This window comes from Bradyrhizobium oligotrophicum S58, from assembly GCF_000344805.1.
GTDB lineage: Bacteria > Pseudomonadota > Alphaproteobacteria > Rhizobiales > Xanthobacteraceae > Bradyrhizobium > Bradyrhizobium oligotrophicum.
In genome coordinates this window covers 2,468,619-2,489,839 of sequence record NC_020453.1, presented here as the reverse complement: position 1 = coordinate 2,489,839, position 21,221 = coordinate 2,468,619, and the positions used below count along the sequence as shown (strand labels likewise).

Sequence of the window (21,221 nt, the reverse complement as noted above, 5' to 3'; positions counted from 1 at the left end):
ACCACGGCAGCGCGGCATCGCAGGGCGAGCGTGAAGCAGTCGACAGGAGGCGGGTTCTACCACAATGCGGAGCCTCGATTGCATTCTTCATGGCGATGACGATTTTCTGCTGGAGATCGCCCGCAACCTGCGGGACTGCGGACACCAGATCGTCTGCCTGATCACCGGCAATCCGCGAGCGCTTGCCTGGGCGCGCGAGGAGCGCATCACGACCGCGATGTCGATGCCGTCGGGTCTCTCGACGTGTGATCTCATCGTCCACGCCGACCTGCTGCGAAACGTCGTACCGCGATCGGCGCCGGGAACGCTGGCCCTGAGACTGCAGGCGCGGCACGGCGACCCGGCGGAGCTGATTGCCGCTGCGGTTGCAGCTGCCCACCCGTTCTTCGAGCTGGCCTGGATGAATGAGCAGCGCGTCGCCTGGGCGATGCGGGTGCCGATCTCGACGCGCGACACGGCCGGAGCCGTCGTCGACCGCTGCCACCGGTTGGCATTGGAGGGATTTGCCGAACTCGCCACCGCGTTGGCGCGCGAGGGTGAGCTGCCTGAAGCGGAGTCGTCCCCCCAGACGCCGGTCGACGATGCAGTTCTGGCCGCCCTGCACCGGCTGCACTTCGATCTCGACGCCGCGATCCTGGCGGCGCTGCCGAGGGGGGTCGATTTCGGCTCGCGCCGCACGCATGCCGGTCTCCGGCTGACCGCGAACGGCGCTGGGCTGACCGTCGGCAGTATCGAGTTGGCCGGCCCCTGCGATGCGGCATCGGGGCGGCTGCTCACCGTCGAGGCGGACGGTGTGGTGATCGCGGCGCGTGGCGAGAGCGTCAGGCTCGGCGGCCTGCGCCATGCGGATGGCGGCGAGCTCGATGCAGCCTCGATCGCAGCGCTGTTCACGGTGGGCGAACGACAAATTGAAGCGCCGTACGATCGCGCATGCTGGCAGCGGATGTGCGCGGCGGACGCGCGCTGGATCACGGCGATCGAGGCGACCGTGCCGGCGGGCTTCGCGTTCCTGGAGTCGCTCACGCACCGCAGGTCGTCGCGCACCGCCACCCCCGCATCCAACATCCAGCGCACCGCCCTGCTCACGCCCGGCGCAAACGAGGCCGTGGCAGGCCCTACGCTGCCATGGCTGATCGCTGCCGTAGTGGCGACGACGGCCCGCCTCCTCGACGCTGCAGCCGTTAGCATCGCCGTCGGCCTACCGACACGTCCCGATCCGTTTGCTGCGCGCCTGGTGCCGGCGACGTTCGCAACCGACGGACATCGCTCCTTTGCCGGCCTCGTCCTCGACACCGAACGGTTCCTCGTGGATGCTCGGGCCGCACCCATGCTGGCCGATACGCCGCAACGCGCCGGCAGGAGTGAATGGAGCCGGCACGTTCCGATCGCGATCCTGAGCGACGACGTCCGTGGTCCAGACGGCCCCTTGCAGTTGCGCGTCGAACTCGCACCGAGCCAGGGCCGGGCTCCCGTCGTGCGCGCAGCCTGGCTCGAATGGAATGGGGAGCAGCTGGAGCCTGTATTCGTGGCGGCACTGGCGGATTCGCTTGCGAGCGTATGGCGCGCCGGCTGCTCTGCACCGGCCACCGCGATCACCGAATTGCCGCTGCTCTCTGAAGAGGCGGTTGGCGCAATCGTGGCAAGCAGCCGCGGCGCGGATGTCCCGGCGGCGCGCGACCTCACCCTGGTCGCCCTGCTCGACGCGGCCGCGCTTCAGCATGCCGGGCGACCGGCCGTCTCGTTCGATGACATCTGCCTCGACTACACCGAGTTACGCCATCGCGTGCGGACCCTGTCGCGCCAGATTCGCGCCCGCTGTGCCGAGATGCAGCGCCCCACCGGCGACGCGGTCGTAGCGCTGTTGTTCGAGCGCGGCGTCGCGATGGTGGTCGCCATCCTCGCGACACTGGAGGCGGGCGCAGCCTACCTGCCACTCGATCCGCAGGATCCGCAGCCGCGCCGGAGCCAGATGATCGAAGATGCCGCTCCGGTCCTTGCCCTCGTCGCACCGGGCCTCGAGAGCGCCCTGCCCGACCGCGTCGCCTGCCTCACGGTCGATGCGGACGGAATGGCGGACGGTCCAGGGATCGATGGGCCCGCGCCGGCCCCGGATGATCTTGCCTACGTCATCTTCACGTCAGGATCGACGGGGCGGCCGAAGGGCGCCATGCTCGAACATCGCGGCGTCGCCAATCGCATCGTGTGGATGCAGAAGCAGTATGGACTGCAGCCTACGCAGCGCGTGCTGCAGAAGACACCTTACACGTTCGATGTCTCGGTGTGGGAGTTTCTGTGGCCGCTGATCGTCGGCGCAGAGCTCGTGGTCGCTCCCCCTGACGCGCACAAGGATCCGCATCAGATCGCCAGCTTGATCAGGCGTCGGTGCATCACCGACATTCACTTCGTGCCGTCAATGCTGGCTGTATTCCTCGGCAATGAAGGCCTTGGCGAGCTGACCTCGCTCGCACGCGTCTATTGCAGCGGCGAGGCGCTGCCGACCGCGGTCGCGTCGCGCTGCCGCGCCTTGCTGCCACACGCGGCACTCCACAATCTCTACGGCCCGACCGAAGCATCGATCGACGTGAGCGCGTGGTCCTGCGACAGCGGCGATACCGAGCGCCACGCGGTTGCGCCACTCGGACAACCGATCGACAACATGGCGCTCCACGTGCTCGACGCCGGCCTGCGTCCGGTGCCGCCGGGTGTGCCCGGTGAGCTGTGCATCGCCGGGATCGGCGTGGCCCGCGGCTACATCAATCGGCCGGCATTGACGCAGGAGCGGTTCATCGACAATCCGTTTGCCGGATCCGACCGGCACATGGCGCGACTCTATCGCACCGGAGATGTCGCGCGCCGGCTTCCGGACGGAGTCATCGAATTCCTCGGCCGGCGCGACTTCCAGATCAAGATCCGCGGCTTTCGCGTCGAGCTCGGCGAAATCGAAGCCGCGCTGCTGGAGCAGTCCGGTGTGGCGCAGGCCGTGGTCGCACGGCGGGACGTCGGCGGCCGCGAACTGACCGTCGCCTATCTCGTGCCGCGCGGACCGGCCATCGACGTCGCGCGGCTGGGTCAAGCGCTCGGCCAGCGGCTGCCCGACTACATGATCCCCGACCACTATGTCGTGCTCGGCACGCTGCCGCTCTCGGCCAACGGCAAGCTCGACCGCCGGCAGCTGCCTGAGGTCGAGCCGGCCGAGATCGGCCAGGCCGTGATCGCCGATCCGGTCGAGCGCACGCTCGCGCAGATCTGGGGCACCGTGCTGAAGCGGCCACAGATCGCGCGGACCGATCACTTCTTCCGCATCGGCGGCAACTCGCTGCTGGCGGGCGAGATGATGCTCCGCGTCGAACAAAGCCTGCAGGTCGGCCTGACGTTCCGGGCCGTGTTCGAGCATGCCGTGCTGTGTGATCTCGCGCATCACATCAAGTCGGACGCCGCGCGTCCGGCCGGCCGCCATGTCGTGATGGAGCGGCTGTGATGTCACTGATCGACTCCGATACATCCGATCTCGTCGACCGCCTCGCGACGCAGGGCTTCCTGCTACGACGCAGCGGCGAGACTCTGAGCCTGATCAATCTGGCAAACCGACCGCTTCCGGAGACGCTGCGCGGCGAGATCGGCTCGCGCCGCGACTCCATCATGCTGCATCTGGCCGACCGGATGTGGCCGCTGTCCTTCAACCAGCAGCGGATGTGGTTCCTCGACCGCCTGCAGAACGGCCACAGCACCGCCTACAACGTGCCGCTCGCGACCGATATCCGGGGGCCGCTGGACGTCGCCGCCCTGGAGCAGGCGCTGACCATGCTGGTGGCGCGCCATGCGATCCTGCGCACGACCATCATCGAGCACGATGGCGAGCCGGCGCAGCGGATCCTCGCGCCCGGCCCGATCCATCTCGAGATCGAAGCGATCGCGGATGGCGACCTCCAGGCCCGACTGAACGCAGAGTCGGGACGGCCGTTCGATCTGACGGCAGGACCGTGCTGGCGCGCGAGCCTGTTCGTACTGACTCACGACCATCACGTGCTGCTGATCAACCAGCACCACATCATCAACGACGGCTGGTCGCTGGTCATTTTGCAACGCGATCTCGCCGCGTTGTATGACGCGGCGCTGCATGGCAGACCATCCGATCTTCCCGACACGCCACTGCAGTTCGCCGAGTTCGCGCTGTGGCAACGGCGGACGTTGCCCAAGGTCATCGAGACCGCGCTGGATCATTGGCAGCGACGGCTGGCCGGGTTCACGCCGTTCGATCTGCCGGCCGACCGGCCGCGCCCACCGCGCCTCAGCGGCGAGGGGCGGACCCACCGCTTCGCAGTGCCCACCCAGCTTGCCGAAGCGCTGAGCAGCGCTGCGATCGATCGATCCGCCACGTCCTGCGCCGGCTGGCTCGCGGTGTTCGTGCTGCTGTTGTCGCGCTGGAGCGGGCAGGACGACATCGTCGTCGGCATGCCCTTTGCCAATCGCCGGGATGCTGCCGTTGCCGATCTCATCGGCTATGTCGCCAACACGCTGCCGCTGCGGGTCGATCTCTCCGGCAATCCGACGTTCGCATCCTTGATGAGCCGCGTCGCCTCGGAACTGCTCGACGCCGACGCTCACCAGGAAGCACCGTTCGATCTGATCGTCAACCGGATGGCGGTGCCACGCGATCCCAGCCGCAACCCGATATTCCAGGTCGCCTTCGTCTATCAGACCTTCGCCGACGGGCTCACCAATCTGCGCTTGCCCGGCCTCGTTTGCGAGACCTCGTTCATCGACACCGGCACGGCGAAATTCGATCTGACGCTCACCTTGACCGAGGCGCCGGAGGGACTGGCGGCCGAGATCGAGTACAGCACGGATCTGTTCGATCCTGCGACGATCGAACGGCTGACCGAGCAGCTCCTGCATCTGGCGGACACGGCCGTTCGGACGAGCACGATTCCGCTCGATCGCCTCGACGTCCTTCCGCCCGCTCAGCGCGCGGGACTTCTCGCATTCGGCTGCGTGGCGGGGACGGTCGCGCCGGACGGGACGACGTTCGTCGACCTGTTCGCGCGCAGCGTCGCATCCTGCGCCGACCTCCCTGCCGTCATCGGCGATGAGACCTTGACCTATGCCGAGCTCGATCGCCGATCGAGCGCGCTTGCCCATAGTCTGCGAACGCGCATCGAAGCATCGGGCGTGCCGGTCGCCGACGCCGTCATCGGCGTGGCCGTTCCAAAGAGCGTCGAATTGGTGGTGGCGTTCGTCGCGGTTCTCAAGGCCGGCGGAGCCTATCTTGCGCTCGCGCCCGATCTGCCTGCCGACCGCCTCCGCTTCATGGTGCAGGATTCTGCGCCACGCCTGATCATCGTCACCGCGCAGACGGCCGATGTTTTCGGCGGCACGCCGGTGCCGCGCGTCTTCATCGACTCGCCCTGTGGCGAGCTGAACGAGGCCGCCTCGGACTCGCGGCCGGGCCCGCAGGACCTCGCTTACGTCATCTACACCTCCGGCACGACCGGGCGGCCGAAGGGCGCACTGATCGAGCACGCCGCATTGTCGAACCTCGTGCAGGCGCAACGCGAGCTGTTTCGCCTAGAGGCCGGCCACCGGGTCATGCTTTACGTCGCCATGAGCTTCGACGTCTCCATCGGAGCGACGGCAACCGCGCTCGCCGCCGGCGCTGCGCTTCACCTGGTGCCGCAGCGGCTGATGGCCGAGCCCGAAGCGCTCGGCGCCATGATCCGCGATCACGCCATCGACCTCATCGAGCTTCCGGCCACGATCGCGCGACAGCTGCCGCAACGCGCCGACATGGCGCCGCGCACGCTCGTGATCGGCGGCGAAGTCTGTCCGCAGGACGTGCTGTCCTATTGGCGCCGGCAATGCCGCGTCATCAATGCCTACGGGCCGAGCGAAGCCACGGTGCTGGCGACCGCCGACGAGGTGCACGAACCGATCGTGCCGAACCTGATCGGCCGTCCCATTGCAAACGTTCTGATCAGGGTCCTCGACCGCGCCAGCGGGCTGTGCCCGATCGGTGTGCCCGGTGAGATCTGCATCGGCGGTGCGGGCTTGGCGCGCGGCTATCTCGGGCAACCCGAGCTGACGGCCCGCCAGTTCATCGCCGATCCCGCGGGCCGCGGCCGGCTCTATCGCAGCGGCGACATCGGGCGATGGCGTCCCGATGGACGCATCGAATGGCTCGGCCGCGTCGATGAGCAGATCAAGCTCAACGGCTTGCGCATCGAGCCCGGCGAGATCGCGCGCGTGATGGAGCAACATCCAGGCGTGAACGCCGCTCATGTGCTCGTCCACCAGGACGGCCGGCAATCCCGGCTGGTCGGCTACTACGCGTCCGCCCCCGACGTCGATGAGCGTGCTCTGCGTCAAGAGCTGCGCGAGCGGCTGCCAGCCTACATGGTGCCGTCCTTGCTCGTCCGTCTGGATGCGCTGCCGGCAGGGCCGAATGGAAAGCTCGATCCGCGCGCGCTCCCGCCACCGCAGGCTGATGTCGCGCAGGAGGGACGGACGCCGCGCACGCCGCTGGAATCCACGCTGGCGGACATCTGGTGCAAGGTGCTGCGGCTGCCGCGCATCGGCATCGACGATGAGTTCTTCGCACTCGGCGGCGACTCCATCATGACGATCCAGGTCTGCGCCGCTGCGCGGGCCACAGGCATCGCATTGACGGCGCAGGCGATGTTCGAGAATCCGACCATCGCCCGGCTTGCCGAGGTGATTTCGCGCGCGCCCGCTGCACTCGTGGTGTCGTCCCCCGACGATGCTGCCCCCGGCCCCGCGACCGATGTCCCGGACGACGTTCTCGACGCCCTGTGGCGCGTCGGCCCGGTCGAGGCGGTGTACGGACTGTCGCCGTTGCAGGAAGGACTACTGTTCCACGCGCTCTATGCGCCGGGCTCGGATCAATACTGCGTGCAGTTGTCGTGGCTGCATCGCGGCCGTCTGGACAGCGCAGCTTTGAAACGCGCCTGGGAAGGGATCGTCGCGCGGCATGGAGTCTTGCGCACCGCCTTCGTGTGGGAGGGCGTGGCACGGCCGCTGCAGGCCGTCTATGCCACCGCGCCGCTCGATTGGGAGGAGGCCGATTGGTGCGGCGAGAGCGACGCCAGGCTGCGGGATTTTCTCGCGGATGATCGCCGCCGCGGCTTCGCGCTCGAACAGCCCGGATTGATGCGGCTGCGGCTGATGCGCCTGGGCGACGACAGCTGGGCGATGGTGTGGACCACGCATCATCTGCTGATGGACGGCTGGTGCCTGCCGCTGATCCTGCAGGAAGTGGCGCTGCGCTATCGCCAGGCTTGCGGCGAAGCGATTGATCTGCCACCGGCTCCGCCGCCGTTCGAGCGTCACATTGCGTGGCTGGCGCGGCAGGACCGCGATCTCGCACAAACGTTCTGGCGCCAGCATCTGGCCGGCATCGAGGCGCCGACGCCGCTTGCGATCAATCATCGGCCGCTCGACGTCCGCCGTCCGATCGAACGGCTGGAGCAGATCCGGCTCGTGCTCGATCAGAGCCGAAGCGCCGCGCTGGCCGCGTTTGCGCGCAGGCATCGCGTGACCTTGAACACGCTGATCGAGCTCGCCTGGGCCTCCGTATTGTCCCGCTACAGCGGCCAGGACGACGTCGTGTTCGGCATCGCAGTGTCGGGCCGCCCGCCCGAGCTGCCGCAGGTCGAGCAGATGATCGGCCTGTTCATCAACACCGTGCCGCTGCGACTGGCCCTCGATCACGACAGCAGCGTGCTCGACAATCTCCAGTCCGTTCTGACCGCGACACATCATGTCGAGCGGCACGCCACCGTCGGGCTCGCAACCATCCAGGGATGGAGCGAGCTCGAGGCTGGCAGCGCGCTGTTTCAATCGCTGCTGGTGTTCGAGAGCTATCCGGGCGAACTGCCAGCCGAGGTGGCCGAGCTGCGCATCGACGAGAAGACCAACTATCCGCTCACCCTGGCCGTGCTGCCGGGCACGTCGACCGAGCTTCGCCTCCTCTATGACGCCGACAGTTTCGACACCGAGGCCATCGCGCGACTGTCCGAGCATCTCGACCGGGCGCTGGCCTGGCTGATCGCGCACGCCGAGCGCCCATTGGGTGATCTCGAATTCCTCTCCGCAGCCGAGCGCCACGATCTGCTGGTTGCCTGGAACGACCGCTGGGTGCCCTACCCCTGCGACGCGACGCTGCATGGGTTGTTCGCAGACGTCGCGCAGCGCCATCCATCGCTGACCGCGGTCGTCGAAGGCAACCGTCGCCTCGACTTCGCCGCGCTCGATCGCGCCGCCAACTGGCTGGCGCATCGCATCGTCGCCGTGCACGCGCCGTCGACAGGCAGTCCGGCGGGGCGACCGATCGCGCTGTGCTGTGGCCGGACCATCGAAATGGTGGTCGCAATTCTCGCCATCCTCAAGGCGGGTGGCGCTTGGGTGCCGCTCGATCCGGACTATCCAGCCGAGCGGCTGAGCTTCATGCTGGAGGACAGCGGCGCGGATCTCGTGCTGGCGAGCCCGCAGGCGGCTCACGACCTCACCGTGCTCCAGTCACCCCGACTCCAACTGCTCATCATCGAGGCGATGGATGGAGCGGGCGACGAACATCCTCCGATTGCCGGCGCGGGGCCAACGGATCCCGCCTACGTCATCTACACGTCGGGATCGACCGGACGACCCAAGGGGGTCGCCTGCATGCACCGCGCCGTCATCAACTTTTGCCACGAATGGCAGAACAAGCGCACGATCGCGCCCGGCGATGGAGGAACGCTGACCAGCAGCCTCAGCTTCGACGTCACGGTCTACGAGATCTTCAGCAATCTGCTATTTGGTGCAGCCGTCCATCTGCTCGACAAGGACACCATCCTCGATGCCGATCGCTTCGCGCGCTATCTGCGCGACCAGCGGATCCAGAACTGCTACCTGCCGCCCCACCTGCTCAATGCGGTCACGCCGCTGATCGAATCCGATGGCGTGAACTATTGCTTGAAGCGGTTGATGGTCGGGGTCGAGCCGCCGCTCGAGCGCGCGATGTGGCGGATCAAGCAGGCGGTGCCCGGCATCGCCGTCGTGAACGGCTACGGCACGACCGAGACGACGATCGGCTCGATCGCCTACTATGTCGAACGGGATACCGGCCGCACCGGCAACGCTCCGATCGGCGTGCCCTTCCAGAACCAGACGGCCTATCTGCTCGACAAGCGGCTGCGCCCGGTCCCGCTGGGTGCCATCGGCGAAATCTACATCGGCGGCGAAGGCGTCTCGAACGGCTACCTGAACCGCCCGGAGTTGACCATCGAGCGCTTCATCGACAATCCGTTCCAGTCGCTTCCCGATCGGCTGGCCGGACGTAATGGCCGGATCTATCGCACTGGCGATCTCGGGCGGATGCTGCCGGACGGACAGCTCGAATGTCTCGGCCGCATCGATACACAAGTCAAGATCCGCGGCTATCGCGTCGAGCCGGGCGAGATCGAAGCCGTCATCGCCTCATGCGCGGGCGTGACGCAGAGCGCGGTCATCGTCGTCAATAGTGGCGCCGCACGCCGCCTCGTCGGCTACTACGCGGCTCCCTCCGGCGGTCCGAGTGAGCAAGAGGTGCGCGCGCAGCTCGCCGGGGTTCTGCCGAGCTACATGGTGCCGGCCGTGCTGGTGCGCCTCGACCGGTTGAAGCTGTCGCCGAACGGGAAGATCGATCGCAAGGCGCTTCCGCTGCCCGAAATCGCCGCGCATGACGGACGCGATCTCAGCGGCCCGCGCGACGACACCGAGGCGACGCTGGCCCAGGTCTGGAGCGCCGTGCTGAAGCTCGACCACGTCGGCATCGACGAGGATTTCTTCGCGCTCGGCGGCGACTCGATCCTCACCATCCAGGTGATCGCCCTGGCCCGGCAGATGGGGCTGGAGCTGACTGCCAGCCAGCTGTTTGCAGCGCCGACCATTCGAGCGCTCGCGGCCGGATTGAAGCACGATGCCGCCCAGCCTCGGGCGATCGTGGAGGAGCCCGAGGTCGATCCCCGGCGCACGCCGCTGGCGCCGATCCAGCAGTGGTTCTTCGAGGTCGGTCACGCCGAGCTCAATCACTGGAACCAGGCGTTCCTGTTTCATGTCGAGGCCGACGTCAGCACCGCGCGCCTCCGCGACGCATTGTCCGCGCTGGCCGATCTCCACCCGGTGTTCGCCAGCCGTTTCCAGGACATCCCAGGCGAAGGCTGGCGGGAGACGACGGGCGAGGCAGCCTGGCCGGTCGAAGAGTTCGATCTGTCGACCAGTGCGGATCCCTCTGCGGCGCTTCGCAATGAAGCGGATCGGGTTCAGGCCAGTCTCGACATCGACCGCGGCCCGCTCGCCCGCGCAACCGTGTTCATCGGTCACCCCGATGGACAGCGCCGGCTCCTGCTCGCCATCCACCATCTCGTCGTCGATGGCGTCTCCTGGCGTATCCTGATCGAGGACCTCGATCGGCTGCTGACAGGCGACATCCCCACCAAACCCGCAGCACAGTTTGCAGCCTGGCGAAGCGCGCTGGTGCGCTACGCCCGGACCATTGCTGCAGGTCAGTGGGACTACTGGCTCGGCGTAGGTGCGGCTGCATCCACCTTGCCGCTCGACGGAGGCGCTGATCCGGGCTGCGTGGCGGACGCCGATCGTGTCGCCTTCACGCTCGATACCGCCGCCACTGGACAACTGCTGACCCGCGCCGGGGCGGCCTACCGGACCCAGATCAACGATTTGATGCTGGCTGCCTTGGCGCTCGCTGTCCGCGCATCGACCGGCCTCGGCGACGTCGTGGTCGACCTTGAAGGCCACGGACGCGAGGAATGCGTCGGAGCGCTCGACGTGTCGCGAACCGTCGGCTGGTTCACGTCGATGTTTCCGGTTCATCTCAGACTGCCCGACGATCGCGATATCGGCGCAGCCATCAAAGCCGTGAAGGAGATTCTGCGCGCTGTCCCCGACAAGGGCATCGGCTATGGCGCGCTGCGATTCCTCGCCGACGACCCGCGCGCTGCGACCCTCGCGGCCCGTGCCTGCGCGCGCATCGGCTTCAACTATCTCGGTCGCTTCGATGCTCTGCGCGGGCGCGTCGTCAGGCTGTCCGACGAGCAGGCCGGCGCGGCGGTCTCGCCGCGCAACCGCCTCATCCATCCGATCGAGATCAGCGCCTACGTTGCCGACGGCGCGCTCAAGGTGATCGTCGAATTCAGCCGCATGTGCTGTGCGCGGACCACCGCGGAGCATCTGACGGCTGCCTTCGAGACAGCGCTCGGCGAGATCGTCGCGCATTGCCTCACAGGCTCCGGCGGTATCACGCCGAGCGATTGCCCGCTCGCGCCCGAGGTGTCACAAGCGACGCTGGACGCGTTGTGGCGCGCCGGCCGTGTCGAGGCCGTGTACGGCCTGTCGCCGCTGCAGGAAGGCCTGCTGTTCCACGCGCTCTATGCGCCGGGCTCCGACCAGTACTGCGTGCAATTGTCGTGGCGCCATGAGGGCCGCCTCGACACCGCGGCATTGCGGCGCGCCTGGGACGGACTCGTCGCGCGTCACGGAATCCTGCGCACCGCCTTCGTGTGGGAGGGAGTGGCCCGCCCGCTGCAGGCCGTCTATGCGACGGTCCCGCTCAATTGGGAGGAGGCCGACTGGCGCGGCGAAAGCGCCGACCGGCTCGAGGCCTTCCTGGCGGAGGACCGCCGCCGCGGCTTCGCGCTCGACCAGCCTGGCCTGATGCGGCTACGGCTGATCCGGCTAGGCGACGACAGCTGGGCGATGGTGTGGACGACACATCATCTGCTGATGGACGGCTGGTGCCTGCCGCTCATCCTGCAGGAGGTCGCGCTGCGCTATCGTCAGGCCTGCGGCGAGACCATCGACCTGCCGGCAGCGCCGCCCCCGTTCGAGCGTCACATCGCCTGGCTGGCGCGGCAGGACCGCGGCGCGGCCCATGCGTTCTGGCGCGCGCATCTCGCCGGCATCGAGGCGCCGACGCCGCTCGCGATCAACCACCGGCTGCTAGACATCCGTCGTCCGATCGAGCAGCTCGAGCGCCGCCGGCTGGTGCTCGAACGCGCGCGCAGCGCCTCGCTGGCGGCGTTCGCGCGACAGCATCGGGTGACGCTCAACACGCTGATCGAGCTCGCCTGGGCATCGGTGCTCGCACGCTATAGCGGCCAGGACGACATCGTGTTCGGCATCGCGGTGTCGGGCCGCCCGCCCGACCTGCCTCAGGTCGAGCGGATGATCGGCCTGTTCATCAATACCGTGCCGCTGCGCCTCGTCCTCGACCAGGACCGCAGCGTTCTCGAGAATCTCCACGCCGTCCAGGCGGCAACTCGCAACGTCATTCACCACGGCCACCTGTCGCTGACCGAGATTCAACGGCAGAGCGCAGTTCCGAACGGCACGCCGCTGTTCCATGCCCTGATCGTGTTCGAGAATTATCCGGATGACGGGATCGGCCAGGCGCCGGGCGGGGGCTATCTCGACATGCGCGGCGACATCAAGACCAGCTTTCCGCTGGCGCTCGTGATCGTGCCGGCCGCCGAGCTTCTGGTGCAGGCCTCCTATGACGCCGCCTGCTTCGACCATCGCGTGATCGAGCGCATGCTCGGCCATCTCTCGGAGACGCTCGGATGGCTGGCGGCCCATCCGGAGCGTCCGCTTGCAGACGCCGCGCTGCTGACCCAGGCGGAGCGGCGCGCCGCGTTCGCGGATGCCATCACGGCCGCGCCTTATCCACGCGACCGCTCACTCGCCGACCTGTTCGAGGCGGTCGTGCCTCAGCGGCGACAGGCACAGGCCGTCATGCACGACGCGGCCTCGATCAGCTTCTGCGAGTTGAACGCGCGCGCCAACCGGCTCGCGCACCGCCTGCAACGGCTCGGCGTCGGCGCGGAGACGGCGGTCGGCATCAGCATCGAGCGCTCGATTCCGCTGATCGTCGGCCTGATGGGCATCCTCAAGGCCGGCGGCGCCTATGTGCCGCTCGAGCCCGACGTACCGGATGAGCGGCTTGCATTCATGCTCGCGGACTCGCAGGCGCCAGTCCTGGTCACGACCGCGGCGCTCGCAGCCAAGTTTCCGCACTATCCCGGCCAGGTCATCGCCATCGACGACGCGGCCCTCGATAGTGAACCGTCATCCGATCCGGTGCGGGCACCGGCCGCCGATCCCCTGCTCTACATCGCCTACACCTCCGGCTCGACCGGACGGCCCAAGGGCGTCATGGTCCAGCAATCGGCGGTGCTCAACCGCTTCCACTGGCTGTGGCGGACATTGCCGCTCGCAGACGATGAGGTCGGCTCGCAGATCAGCTCGATCAACTTCGTCGACGCCGTGTGGGAGATCTTCAGCCGGCTTGCCTGCGGCATTCCATTCGTCGTGCTCTCGGACGAGGTGGTCCGTGATCCCCTCCGGATGGCCGGCGAGCTCGCCCGCCATCGCGTGACCCGGCTCGAACCGGTGCCGTCGCTGCTGGCATCGCTGCTCGACAATTTGCCGGCGATCGCCGAGCGGCTGCCGCACCTGCGCTACTGCATCTGCTCGGGCGAGATCCTGCCCGTGGAGCTCGCCCGGCGCTTCCGCGCGACGATGCCGTCGGTGCGCCTGTTCAACCGCTATGGCTCGACCGAGGCGACCTCGGTACTGTGGCAGGAGGTCCTGACCACCGAGACGTTCGGCGCCAACGTGCCGGTCGGCCGGCCGGTGCAGAATGTCGGCATCTGCATTCTCGATGGCCGCCGCCGTCCGCTGCCGCACGGCATCGCCGGCTCGCTGTATGTGTACGGTGACGCCGTCGCGCGCGGCTATCACGGCCGTCCGGACCTGACCGCGGAGCGCTTCGTCACCCTGGCTCTGCCTGACCGGGAGGTCATCGCCTACTATACGGGGGATCTGGCGCGCCACCGGCCCGACGGCAGCATCGAGGTGCTCGGCCGCGACGACAATCAGCTCTCGATTCACGGCTATCGCATCGAGCCGGGCGAGATCGAGACCGCGCTCGGCCGCCTCACCGGCATCCGCGATTGCGTCGCCGTCGTCCGCGATGTCGGCGGCAGCCGCCAGTTGGTCGCGTTCTACGTCGAGGCTCCCGACACAGGCGCTGCGCTGACGCCCCAGACGTTGCGCAGCCAGCTCGCGGCGCACCTGCCGTCCTACATGGTGCCGTCGCTGTTCGTGAAGCTTCCGGCGCTGCCGCTCACCATCAATGGCAAGGTCGATCGCAAATCACTGGTGGCGCGCGATCTCGATCCTGGTCATGTCCGCGGCGACGTGTTGCTGCCGCGCGATGCGATCGAGCGCCAGCTGTACGAGCTCTGGGCGAAGGTCATCGGCATCGAGCATTTCGGCATCGACGATGACTTCTTTGCCGTCGGCGGCCATTCCCTGCTCGCAGTCCGCCTCGCAGCGCGCATCAACGCGCTGTTCCACCGCAGCTTCCCGGTGGCGTGGATCTTCAGCACGCGCACCATCGCCGATCAGGCGACGGCCCTGCGCAAGGAAGGCGTCGGCGCCGATTTCGAGCCGACCGTCATGCTCAAGCGCGGCGACAGGACCCTGTTCCTGATCCATCCGGGACACGCGGGCGCCGAGGCCTATTCCGCGCTGGTGCCGCGGCTCGCCGAGAACATCGGGCTGTGCGCGGTTGAATCCTGGAATCTCTACGGCGACGGTCCTGACGTCACCGACATTCCAACGCTGGCGCGACGCTATCTCGCGGCCATCAGAGCCGTGCAACCGGCAGGTCCCTATCTGCTCGGCGGCTGGTCGTTCGGCGGCACCGTTGCCTACGAAATCAGCTGTCAGCTCGCCGCCGCCGGCGAGACCGTCGCGCATCTCTTCCTGCTCGACTCGTTCGGCGCCCACGAGGGCCGCCGGGCGTGGCTCGCCGACTTCGATGCCGCTGGACGCGCAGCCTTCCTCGACGTTCCGTTCTATCGCGACATGCCCGACGTCACCCGCAGGCGAATGGAGCGCGTGATCAGTCTCGAGAACGCGATGCTCGCCGCGTTCCGGCCGAAGCGCTACGACGGGCCGGTGCTGCTGCTCAAGGCGTCCCAGCCCGAAGCGCCGCCGCCGCATCGCCAGGGCGACTATCCGCCGGGCTTCCTGCAGATGCTGCAGGCGACGCAGGCGCAAGCCGACAACTACTGGGCCGGCACCGCCACTCATCTCACGGTGCGACTCGTCGCCGGCACACATGGCGCACTGATGAGCGGCACGGCGCTGGTCGAGATCGCCGAGGCCCTGTCGCAGACAGGCGTACCATCCACAACGGAGGACTCTTCCATCATGGGATCAGCAACTATGGGATCAGCGCCATGAGCCAGCTATCGCTCGCAAACCCGGCTTCGTCTCTTGCGGATCAACGGGGGCAGGACCTGGCCGACGTCACCGCCCTCGCCGACCAGATCGAGAGTGTCGGCGGCTTTCCGACGACTCCCACCAGCGGCACGATCTTCAGCCGCCTCGCCGAGCGCGCCCGCCGGCTCGAAGCCCTAGACCGGGTCTGCCGCAGCGGCTTCCGCGACGATGATGCCGACTGCCTGCGGGCGGCACAGGTGCTGCTGGCGCAGCTCTATGCGGAGCGCCTGCGCGTGCCGACGGGAGCCGGCATCGAGCGGCGGCCGAGCGCCGAGGCCGACGACATCGCCGAGCTGATCGAGAGCTATCTGCTCGGTTTCGAGGACCGTGCGGTCGATGCGAAGCTGGTGGCGAGCGCCCCGCGCACCGGAACGGCCCTGGCGCGCTGGCTGCGCGAACTCGTCGAGCAGCATCCGGCCACGGCACACCCGTTCTACACCGAGTTCATGCGCCGCGCGACGCGGCGGGACCTCGAATACTACTCCATCCAGGAGACGACGCTCGATCCCCGCTTCGACGACGCGATGGCGCTGCTTCAGCTCGGCACGCCCGACGTCGCCAAGATGGAGATCGCCAAGAACTACTGGGACGAGATGGGCAACGGCGAAATCGCTCGCATCCATACCAAGCTGTTCCAGACCGTGCTCGACGTGTTCGGCATCACGCCGTCGGCGGTGCGCCGGCAATTGCGTACCGAGTCGATCGCCTGCGGCAATCTCTCGATGACGATGGTGCTTCAGCGCAGCCACTTCCACAAGGCGATCGGCTATTACGGCGTCACCGAATATGTGGTACCGTTCCGCTTCGGCCACGTCGTAGACGCCTGGCAGCGGCTCGGCCTCGACCCGGCGGGGCTCGACTACTACCACGTGCACTACAAGATCGACGCCGATCACGGCAACGCGTGGTTCGACCATGTGATCGCCCCGATCGTCGATGCGCAGCCGGAGACCGCACCGCTCATTGCGCGCGGCGCGCTGTACCGCCTCAATTCGTCGGAACGTTATCTCAACCGCTTGCAGAGCGATGTATCGGGAGGATCGGGTCATGCTTAACGAAGTGAAGAACGACGACGGCAAGCCGGCGAACTCGGTCGCAGACCCCACGTTGTCGCCGGAAGCCCGCCAAGTGAGGGCCCACGAGATCATCAGGGATCACGTGCTGATCTCGATGGCGGCAGGCCTGATCCCGGCGCCCGGCATCGATCTTGGCGCCGCGCTCGCCAATCAGCTCGCGCTGTTGGCGCGCCTGTCCAAGCTCTACGACGTGCCCTATACCGAGAACCTCGGCAAGTCGGTGGTCGGCAGCCTGATGGCGAGCTCGGGCGGCACGTTCGCGGGCGGCGCGCTGTCGCTGACCTTGATCAAGCTCGTCCCGATCATCGGAACAGCCTGCGGCGTCATCGCCATGCCCACGGTGCTGGGCGCCTACACCTACGCGCTGGGCAAGGTGTTCGAGGCTCATTTCGAGGACAACGGCACGCTTCTCACCTTCAATGCGGACCGCTACCGCGAGCTCTGGCACAAGATGCTGAGGCGCGGCAAGACGGAGGCCGCGTCGATGAAGGACGAGGCCGCTGCATCGGCGCCGGCACAAGCCGCGCGCTGATTGCGCGACTTGCCCTAGGGGGCGCGATTGGCTGAACGTGTCGAACAGCGTGGAGGGAGCAGCTGCCGGCACGGTCAGGCTCGCGCGCTCTGGCGAAGCCGTTGTGACCGTCATCAACGAGCATGATGCGGGCGCCTCCGGCAACCGTCCGGCACGTAACGTCTCCGCTCACACCACCGAACGGCTCACGGTGACCGAGCGAGGCGACGCGTCCGGCCGTGCGCCGCCAAGATCAGACAAGCGTATGCGTTCGCTTTTCTTCGCGGCTCACCCGATGCGAACCCACACGCCTTTGCCGGCCGAGGACTTCACCGCGGCATCGATGAACTTGACCCCAGCGAGACCGTCCTCGACGCTTGGGAACAGGATGTCAGGATCTGGCTTCCTGCCGGCTCTCGCCGCGTGGATGGCACGCGCGGCCTCGGCATAGATCGTCGCGAAGCCTTCGAGATAGCCCTCGGGGTGGCCGGAGGGGATGCGCGTGACACGGGCGGCGTCGCCGATGGCGCCGGCGCCGCCGCGGGTCAGGAGCTGCTTAGGCCGGCCATGCGGCGTGAACCAGAGCTGGTTCGGATTCTCCTGAGCCCATTCGAGTCCGCCCTTGCTGCCGTAGACCCGCAGCGTCAGAGCATTCTCATTGCCGACTGCGACCTGGCTCGCCCACAGCATGCCCTTGGCGCCGCCCTTCCATCTGAGCAGGATCTGGACATCGTCATCGAGGCGCCGTCCCTCGACGAAGGTCGAGAGCTCGGCGAGCAGTTCGTCGAGCGCGAGCCCGCTGACGAAGCAGGCCAGATTGTAGGCATGCGTGCCGATGTCGCCGATGCAGCCGCCGGCGCCGGAGCGGGCCGGATCGGTGCGCCACGCCGCCTGCTTCTGGCCGCTTGCCTCCAGCCGCTCGGTCAGCCAGTCCTGAAGATATTCAGCCTGCACCAGCCGGATCTCGCCGAGCTCGCCATTCGCGACCATGGCCCTGGCCTGTCGTATCATGGGATAGCCCGTGTAGTTGTGCGTCACCACGAATACCCGGCCCGTCGTTCTCACCAACGCTACCAGCTCTTCGGCTTCGGCCACGGTGGTCGTCAGCGGCTTGTCGCAGATGACGTGGATGCCCGCCTGGAGGAAAGCCTTCGCGACCGGCGCGTGCATGTGGTTTGGCGTGACGATCGCGACCGCCTCGATGCCGTCTGCCCGCGCAGCTTCGGCCTTCGCCATCTCTTCGTAGGAGCCATAGGCGCGATCGTCGACAAGCCCGAGCTCTTTCGCCGACGCCTTGGCCCGGATCGGATCGGAGGCCAGCGCACCGGCCACCAGTTCGAACTGGTCATCGATGCGTGCGGCGATGCGGTGGACCGCGCCGATGAAGGCGCCCTGTCCGCCGCCGACCATTCCGAGCCGGATACGATCATGTCGACCGGCTTCATTGCTTGCCTCGATCGCCATTGTGTTCTCCGCTCAGGACAGGCCAAGCATCTTACGGTTGGCCGCGTCGTCCGCGCCCGAGCCCGCGAAATCGTCGAAGGCCTTCTCGGTGACGCGAATGATATGGCTCTTGATGAACCCTGCCCCTTCCTGCGCACCCTGTTCGGGATGCTTCAACGCACACTCCCATTCGAGCACCGCCCAGCTCGCGTAGTCATACTGCGTCAGCTTCGAGAAGATCGCACCGAAATCGACCTGGCCGTCGCCGAGCGAGCGGAAGCGGCCGGCGCGATCGACCCAGCTCTGAAACCCGCCATAGACGCCCTGGCGCCCGGTCGGATTGAACTCGGCGTCCTTGACATGGAAGGCCTTGATACGCTCGTGATAGATGTCGATATAGTCGAGGTAATCGAGCTGCTGCAGGACGAAGTGCGAGGGATCGTAGAGCAGATTGGCGCGCCTGTGGTTGTTCACCCGCTGCAGGAACATCTCGTAGGAGACGCCGTCGTGCAGATCCTCGCCCGGATGGATCTCGTAGGCGAGATCGACCCCGTGCTCATCGGCATGATCGAGGATCGGCTGCCAGCGTCTTGCGAGTTCGTCGAACGCGGCCTCGATCAGGCCAGGCGGACGCTGCGGCCACGGATAGATGTAGGGCCAGGCCAGCGCGCCGGAGAAGGTCGCGTGTGCCGTGAGCCCGAGGCGCCGCGACGCCACGATCGCGCGCTTGACCTGGTCGACGGCCCATCTCGTGCGCGCCGTCGGATTGCCGCGCACCTCCGGCGCGGCGAAACCATCGAACGCCGCATCATAGGCCGGGTGAACGGCCACGAGCTGGCCCTGCAGATGGGTCGAGAGCTCGGTGATCGCCAGTCCATGGCGCGCCGCGATCCCCTTGATCTCGTCGGCGTAGTCCTGCGACTCCGAGGCCTTGTGAAGATCGAACAGCCTGCCATCCCAGGTCGGGATCTGGACTCCCTCGTAACCGAGCGAGGCCGCCCATCCGCAGATCGAATCGAAAGAGTTGAACGGCGCCGCATCCGCAGCGAACTGGGCCAGGAAGATTCCCGGTCCCTTGATCATCCTCATTGCAAGCTCCCTCTTCCGTGGATTTGCTCGTTGGACGCACTCAGCTAGCCCAGCTTGCACTGAGCCTTCGGCGTTTCCCCACGGGGTATCTTACTCGGACGGTCGGACCAGACCACCAGATTTTGCGCCCACCGTGACGGCCGCAGCCGCCACGACGATCGCCAGCAGGCCCCCCCGTCATCGTACGCTGCTGCGGTCCCCGATGCGTCAACAAGGCTCCGCAGTTCTGTGTCCGAGGACCGCGTGCCCTGCCCCCGGACAGGACCATCAAGAGAACATCGAAGGATCTGCACTTCCATGACCTACACGGACTGCCGTGACGCGCCTGGCGCCATCAGGCTGCTCCCTCCCCGAAATCGCCGCCATGCCAGGCCATTCACTGAGGACGGGTACAGGAGATCCTCGACGCGCATGACCTTGGCGGCCGTCTTGAACCCGCGGAGTCTGCCATCCAAAAGTTGAGCTGCATGTACAGTCGGACGTGAGAGCGAGCAGCGGATGCGGTCCGATCCGGGATGTTCGACTCTGGTTTGCGGCGAATGTGCAGGACAAAGCTGCGCGCAACTTCTCATCGCCGCAAGACAACCTACCTGCATCGGCGACGGAGCGCACGGACAGCGAACAGGTTCTTGAAAACCGGGCGTACCGTTCCGCGTCCTATTTGGGCAAGTCCTTGAAAGGCTTGGTGGGCGCACTAGGGCTCGAACCTAGGACCCGCTGATTAAGAGACACGCTATCGCGATTGATTTCTCAAGAGATTTTTTCCAACTGCGCCAGTTTCCGGCCATTGCAGATCAATAGCTTACGGGAAGAATTCCAACTGCGAGTGCGGCTAGAGGTCCAGAACGAGCGTGCGTGTCCTAGAGCCTGAGCAGCAGATCATGATCGTCTTGTTGGAGGCCTGCTCTTCCTCGCTCAGATATTGGTCGCGATGGTCCGGTGTTCCTTCCAGCACACGCGTCTCGCAGGTGCCGCAGACGCCCTGGCTGCAGGCGTAGTTGGGTGTGAGGCCGGCCTCGAGGAGCGAATCCAGAATGGTTTTACCCGCTTCCACTGCGATGGTGCGATTGCTCCTGGCCAGTCTGACCTCGAAGCCACCCTCGAGCACCGGGGTCTCCCTGGCCTGGAAATACTCGACGTGGACGCTATTTTGGGGACGGTCGGCAGCGGCGGCCTCGAACGCCTTCAGCATCGGCGCGGGGCCACAGCAGTACAGATGAGCTTGCGCGGGCGCTTGTTTGACGATCGACGCCACGTCGAACATCCGTCCCGACCGCTCGTCGTCGACGTCGACTTGCAGATTGAGATGGACGTTGGGTCGCAAGCTTCCGATTTCATCGAGAAACGCCGCGGCAGCACGCGCCTTCGCGGCATAGAACAGGTCCCAGCGGCGTCCCAGAAATTCGAGCCGGCGGATCATCGACAGTAACGGCGTGATGCCGATGCCCCCGGCGATCAGGACCGATAACTCCGCATCTTCGTAGAGCGGAAAATTGTTCTTGGGAGCCGAAACCGTCAAAGTGTCTCCGACCCTGACATGATCGTGGAGGAAGCTCGACCCGCCCCTGCTCGCGGCGTCCTTGTTGACCGCGACCACGTAGCGATGCCGCTCGCGCTGATCGTTCAACAGCGAATAGCTCCGGATCATTTTGTTCGGCAGGTGCAGATCGATGTGACTGCCGGCCGTAAACGGATCGAGCCCGCCTCCGTCCAGCGGCACCAACTCGTAGGACTTGATGCGTTCGGCCTCGTCGGTCATC

7 protein-coding genes are annotated in these 21,221 nt (G+C 66.9%); 4 read left to right on the top strand and 3 right to left on the bottom strand.

Annotated features, from left to right (window positions below; translation table 11 throughout):
- Positions 1 to 64 precede the first annotated feature (64 nt).
- Genes S58_RS10585 through S58_RS10570 form a run of 4 tightly spaced genes read left to right on the top strand, consistent with a single transcriptional unit; the run spans position 65 to position 16,950 of the window.
- Positions 65 to 3,478, top strand: coding sequence for an amino acid adenylation domain-containing protein (locus S58_RS10585; RefSeq protein WP_015665290.1), 3,414 nt, complete (start codon positions 65 to 67; stop codon positions 3,476 to 3,478).
- Positions 3,478 to 15,303, top strand: coding sequence for a non-ribosomal peptide synthetase (locus S58_RS10580; protein WP_015665289.1), 11,826 nt, complete (start codon positions 3,478 to 3,480; stop codon positions 15,301 to 15,303). The genes S58_RS10585 and S58_RS10580 overlap by 1 nt, the downstream gene beginning before the upstream one ends.
- Positions 15,300 to 16,397: an iron-containing redox enzyme family protein gene (locus tag S58_RS10575; protein ID WP_015665288.1), complete on the top strand. Its 1,098-nt coding sequence runs from the start codon at positions 15,300 to 15,302 to the stop codon at positions 16,395 to 16,397. The genes S58_RS10580 and S58_RS10575 overlap by 4 nt, the downstream gene beginning before the upstream one ends.
- Positions 16,390 to 16,950, top strand: coding sequence for a YcjF family protein (locus S58_RS10570; RefSeq protein WP_015665287.1), 561 nt, complete (start codon positions 16,390 to 16,392; stop codon positions 16,948 to 16,950). Before S58_RS10575 ends, S58_RS10570 begins: the two co-directional genes overlap by 8 nt.
- A gap of 267 nt (positions 16,951 to 17,217) precedes the next feature.
- Here the strand turns inward: S58_RS10570 and S58_RS10565 are convergent, their stop codons facing one another.
- The 3 genes from S58_RS10565 to S58_RS10555 form a co-directional block, all read right to left on the bottom strand.
- The gene (locus S58_RS10565) at positions 17,218 to 18,393 is read right to left on the bottom strand and encodes a Gfo/Idh/MocA family protein (RefSeq protein WP_015665286.1); all 1,176 of its coding nucleotides are present in this window, start codon (positions 18,391 to 18,393) and stop codon (positions 17,218 to 17,220) included.
- A gap of 12 nt (positions 18,394 to 18,405) precedes the next feature.
- Entirely contained in the window at positions 18,406 to 19,461 is a 1,056-nt protein-coding gene (locus tag S58_RS10560; protein ID WP_042339190.1) for a sugar phosphate isomerase/epimerase family protein, read from the bottom strand.
- Positions 19,462 to 20,293: 832 nt separating this feature from the next.
- Positions 20,294 to 21,220 (bottom strand): PDR/VanB family oxidoreductase, encoded by a 927-nt coding sequence (locus S58_RS10555; RefSeq protein WP_244440742.1) that lies wholly within the window; start codon positions 21,218 to 21,220, stop codon positions 20,294 to 20,296.
- Between the last annotated feature and the right edge of the window lies 1 nt (position 21,221).

Coding starts and splice junctions, on each gene's coding strand:
- S58_RS10585 (WP_015665290.1), top strand. CDS start 65: ATGCGGAGCCTCGATTGCATTCTTCATGGCGATGACGATTTTCTGCTG.
- S58_RS10580 (WP_015665289.1), top strand. CDS start 3,478: ATGTCACTGATCGACTCCGATACATCCGATCTCGTCGACCGCCTCGCG.
- S58_RS10575 (WP_015665288.1), top strand. CDS start 15,300: ATGAGCCAGCTATCGCTCGCAAACCCGGCTTCGTCTCTTGCGGATCAA.
- S58_RS10570 (WP_015665287.1), top strand. CDS start 16,390: ATGCTTAACGAAGTGAAGAACGACGACGGCAAGCCGGCGAACTCGGTC.
- S58_RS10565 (WP_015665286.1), bottom strand. CDS start 18,393: ATGGCGATCGAGGCAAGCAATGAAGCCGGTCGACATGATCGTATCCGG.
- S58_RS10560 (WP_042339190.1), bottom strand. CDS start 19,461: ATGAGGATGATCAAGGGACCGGGAATCTTCCTGGCCCAGTTCGCTGCG.
- S58_RS10555 (WP_244440742.1), bottom strand. CDS start 21,220: ATGACCGACGAGGCCGAACGCATCAAGTCCTACGAGTTGGTGCCGCTG.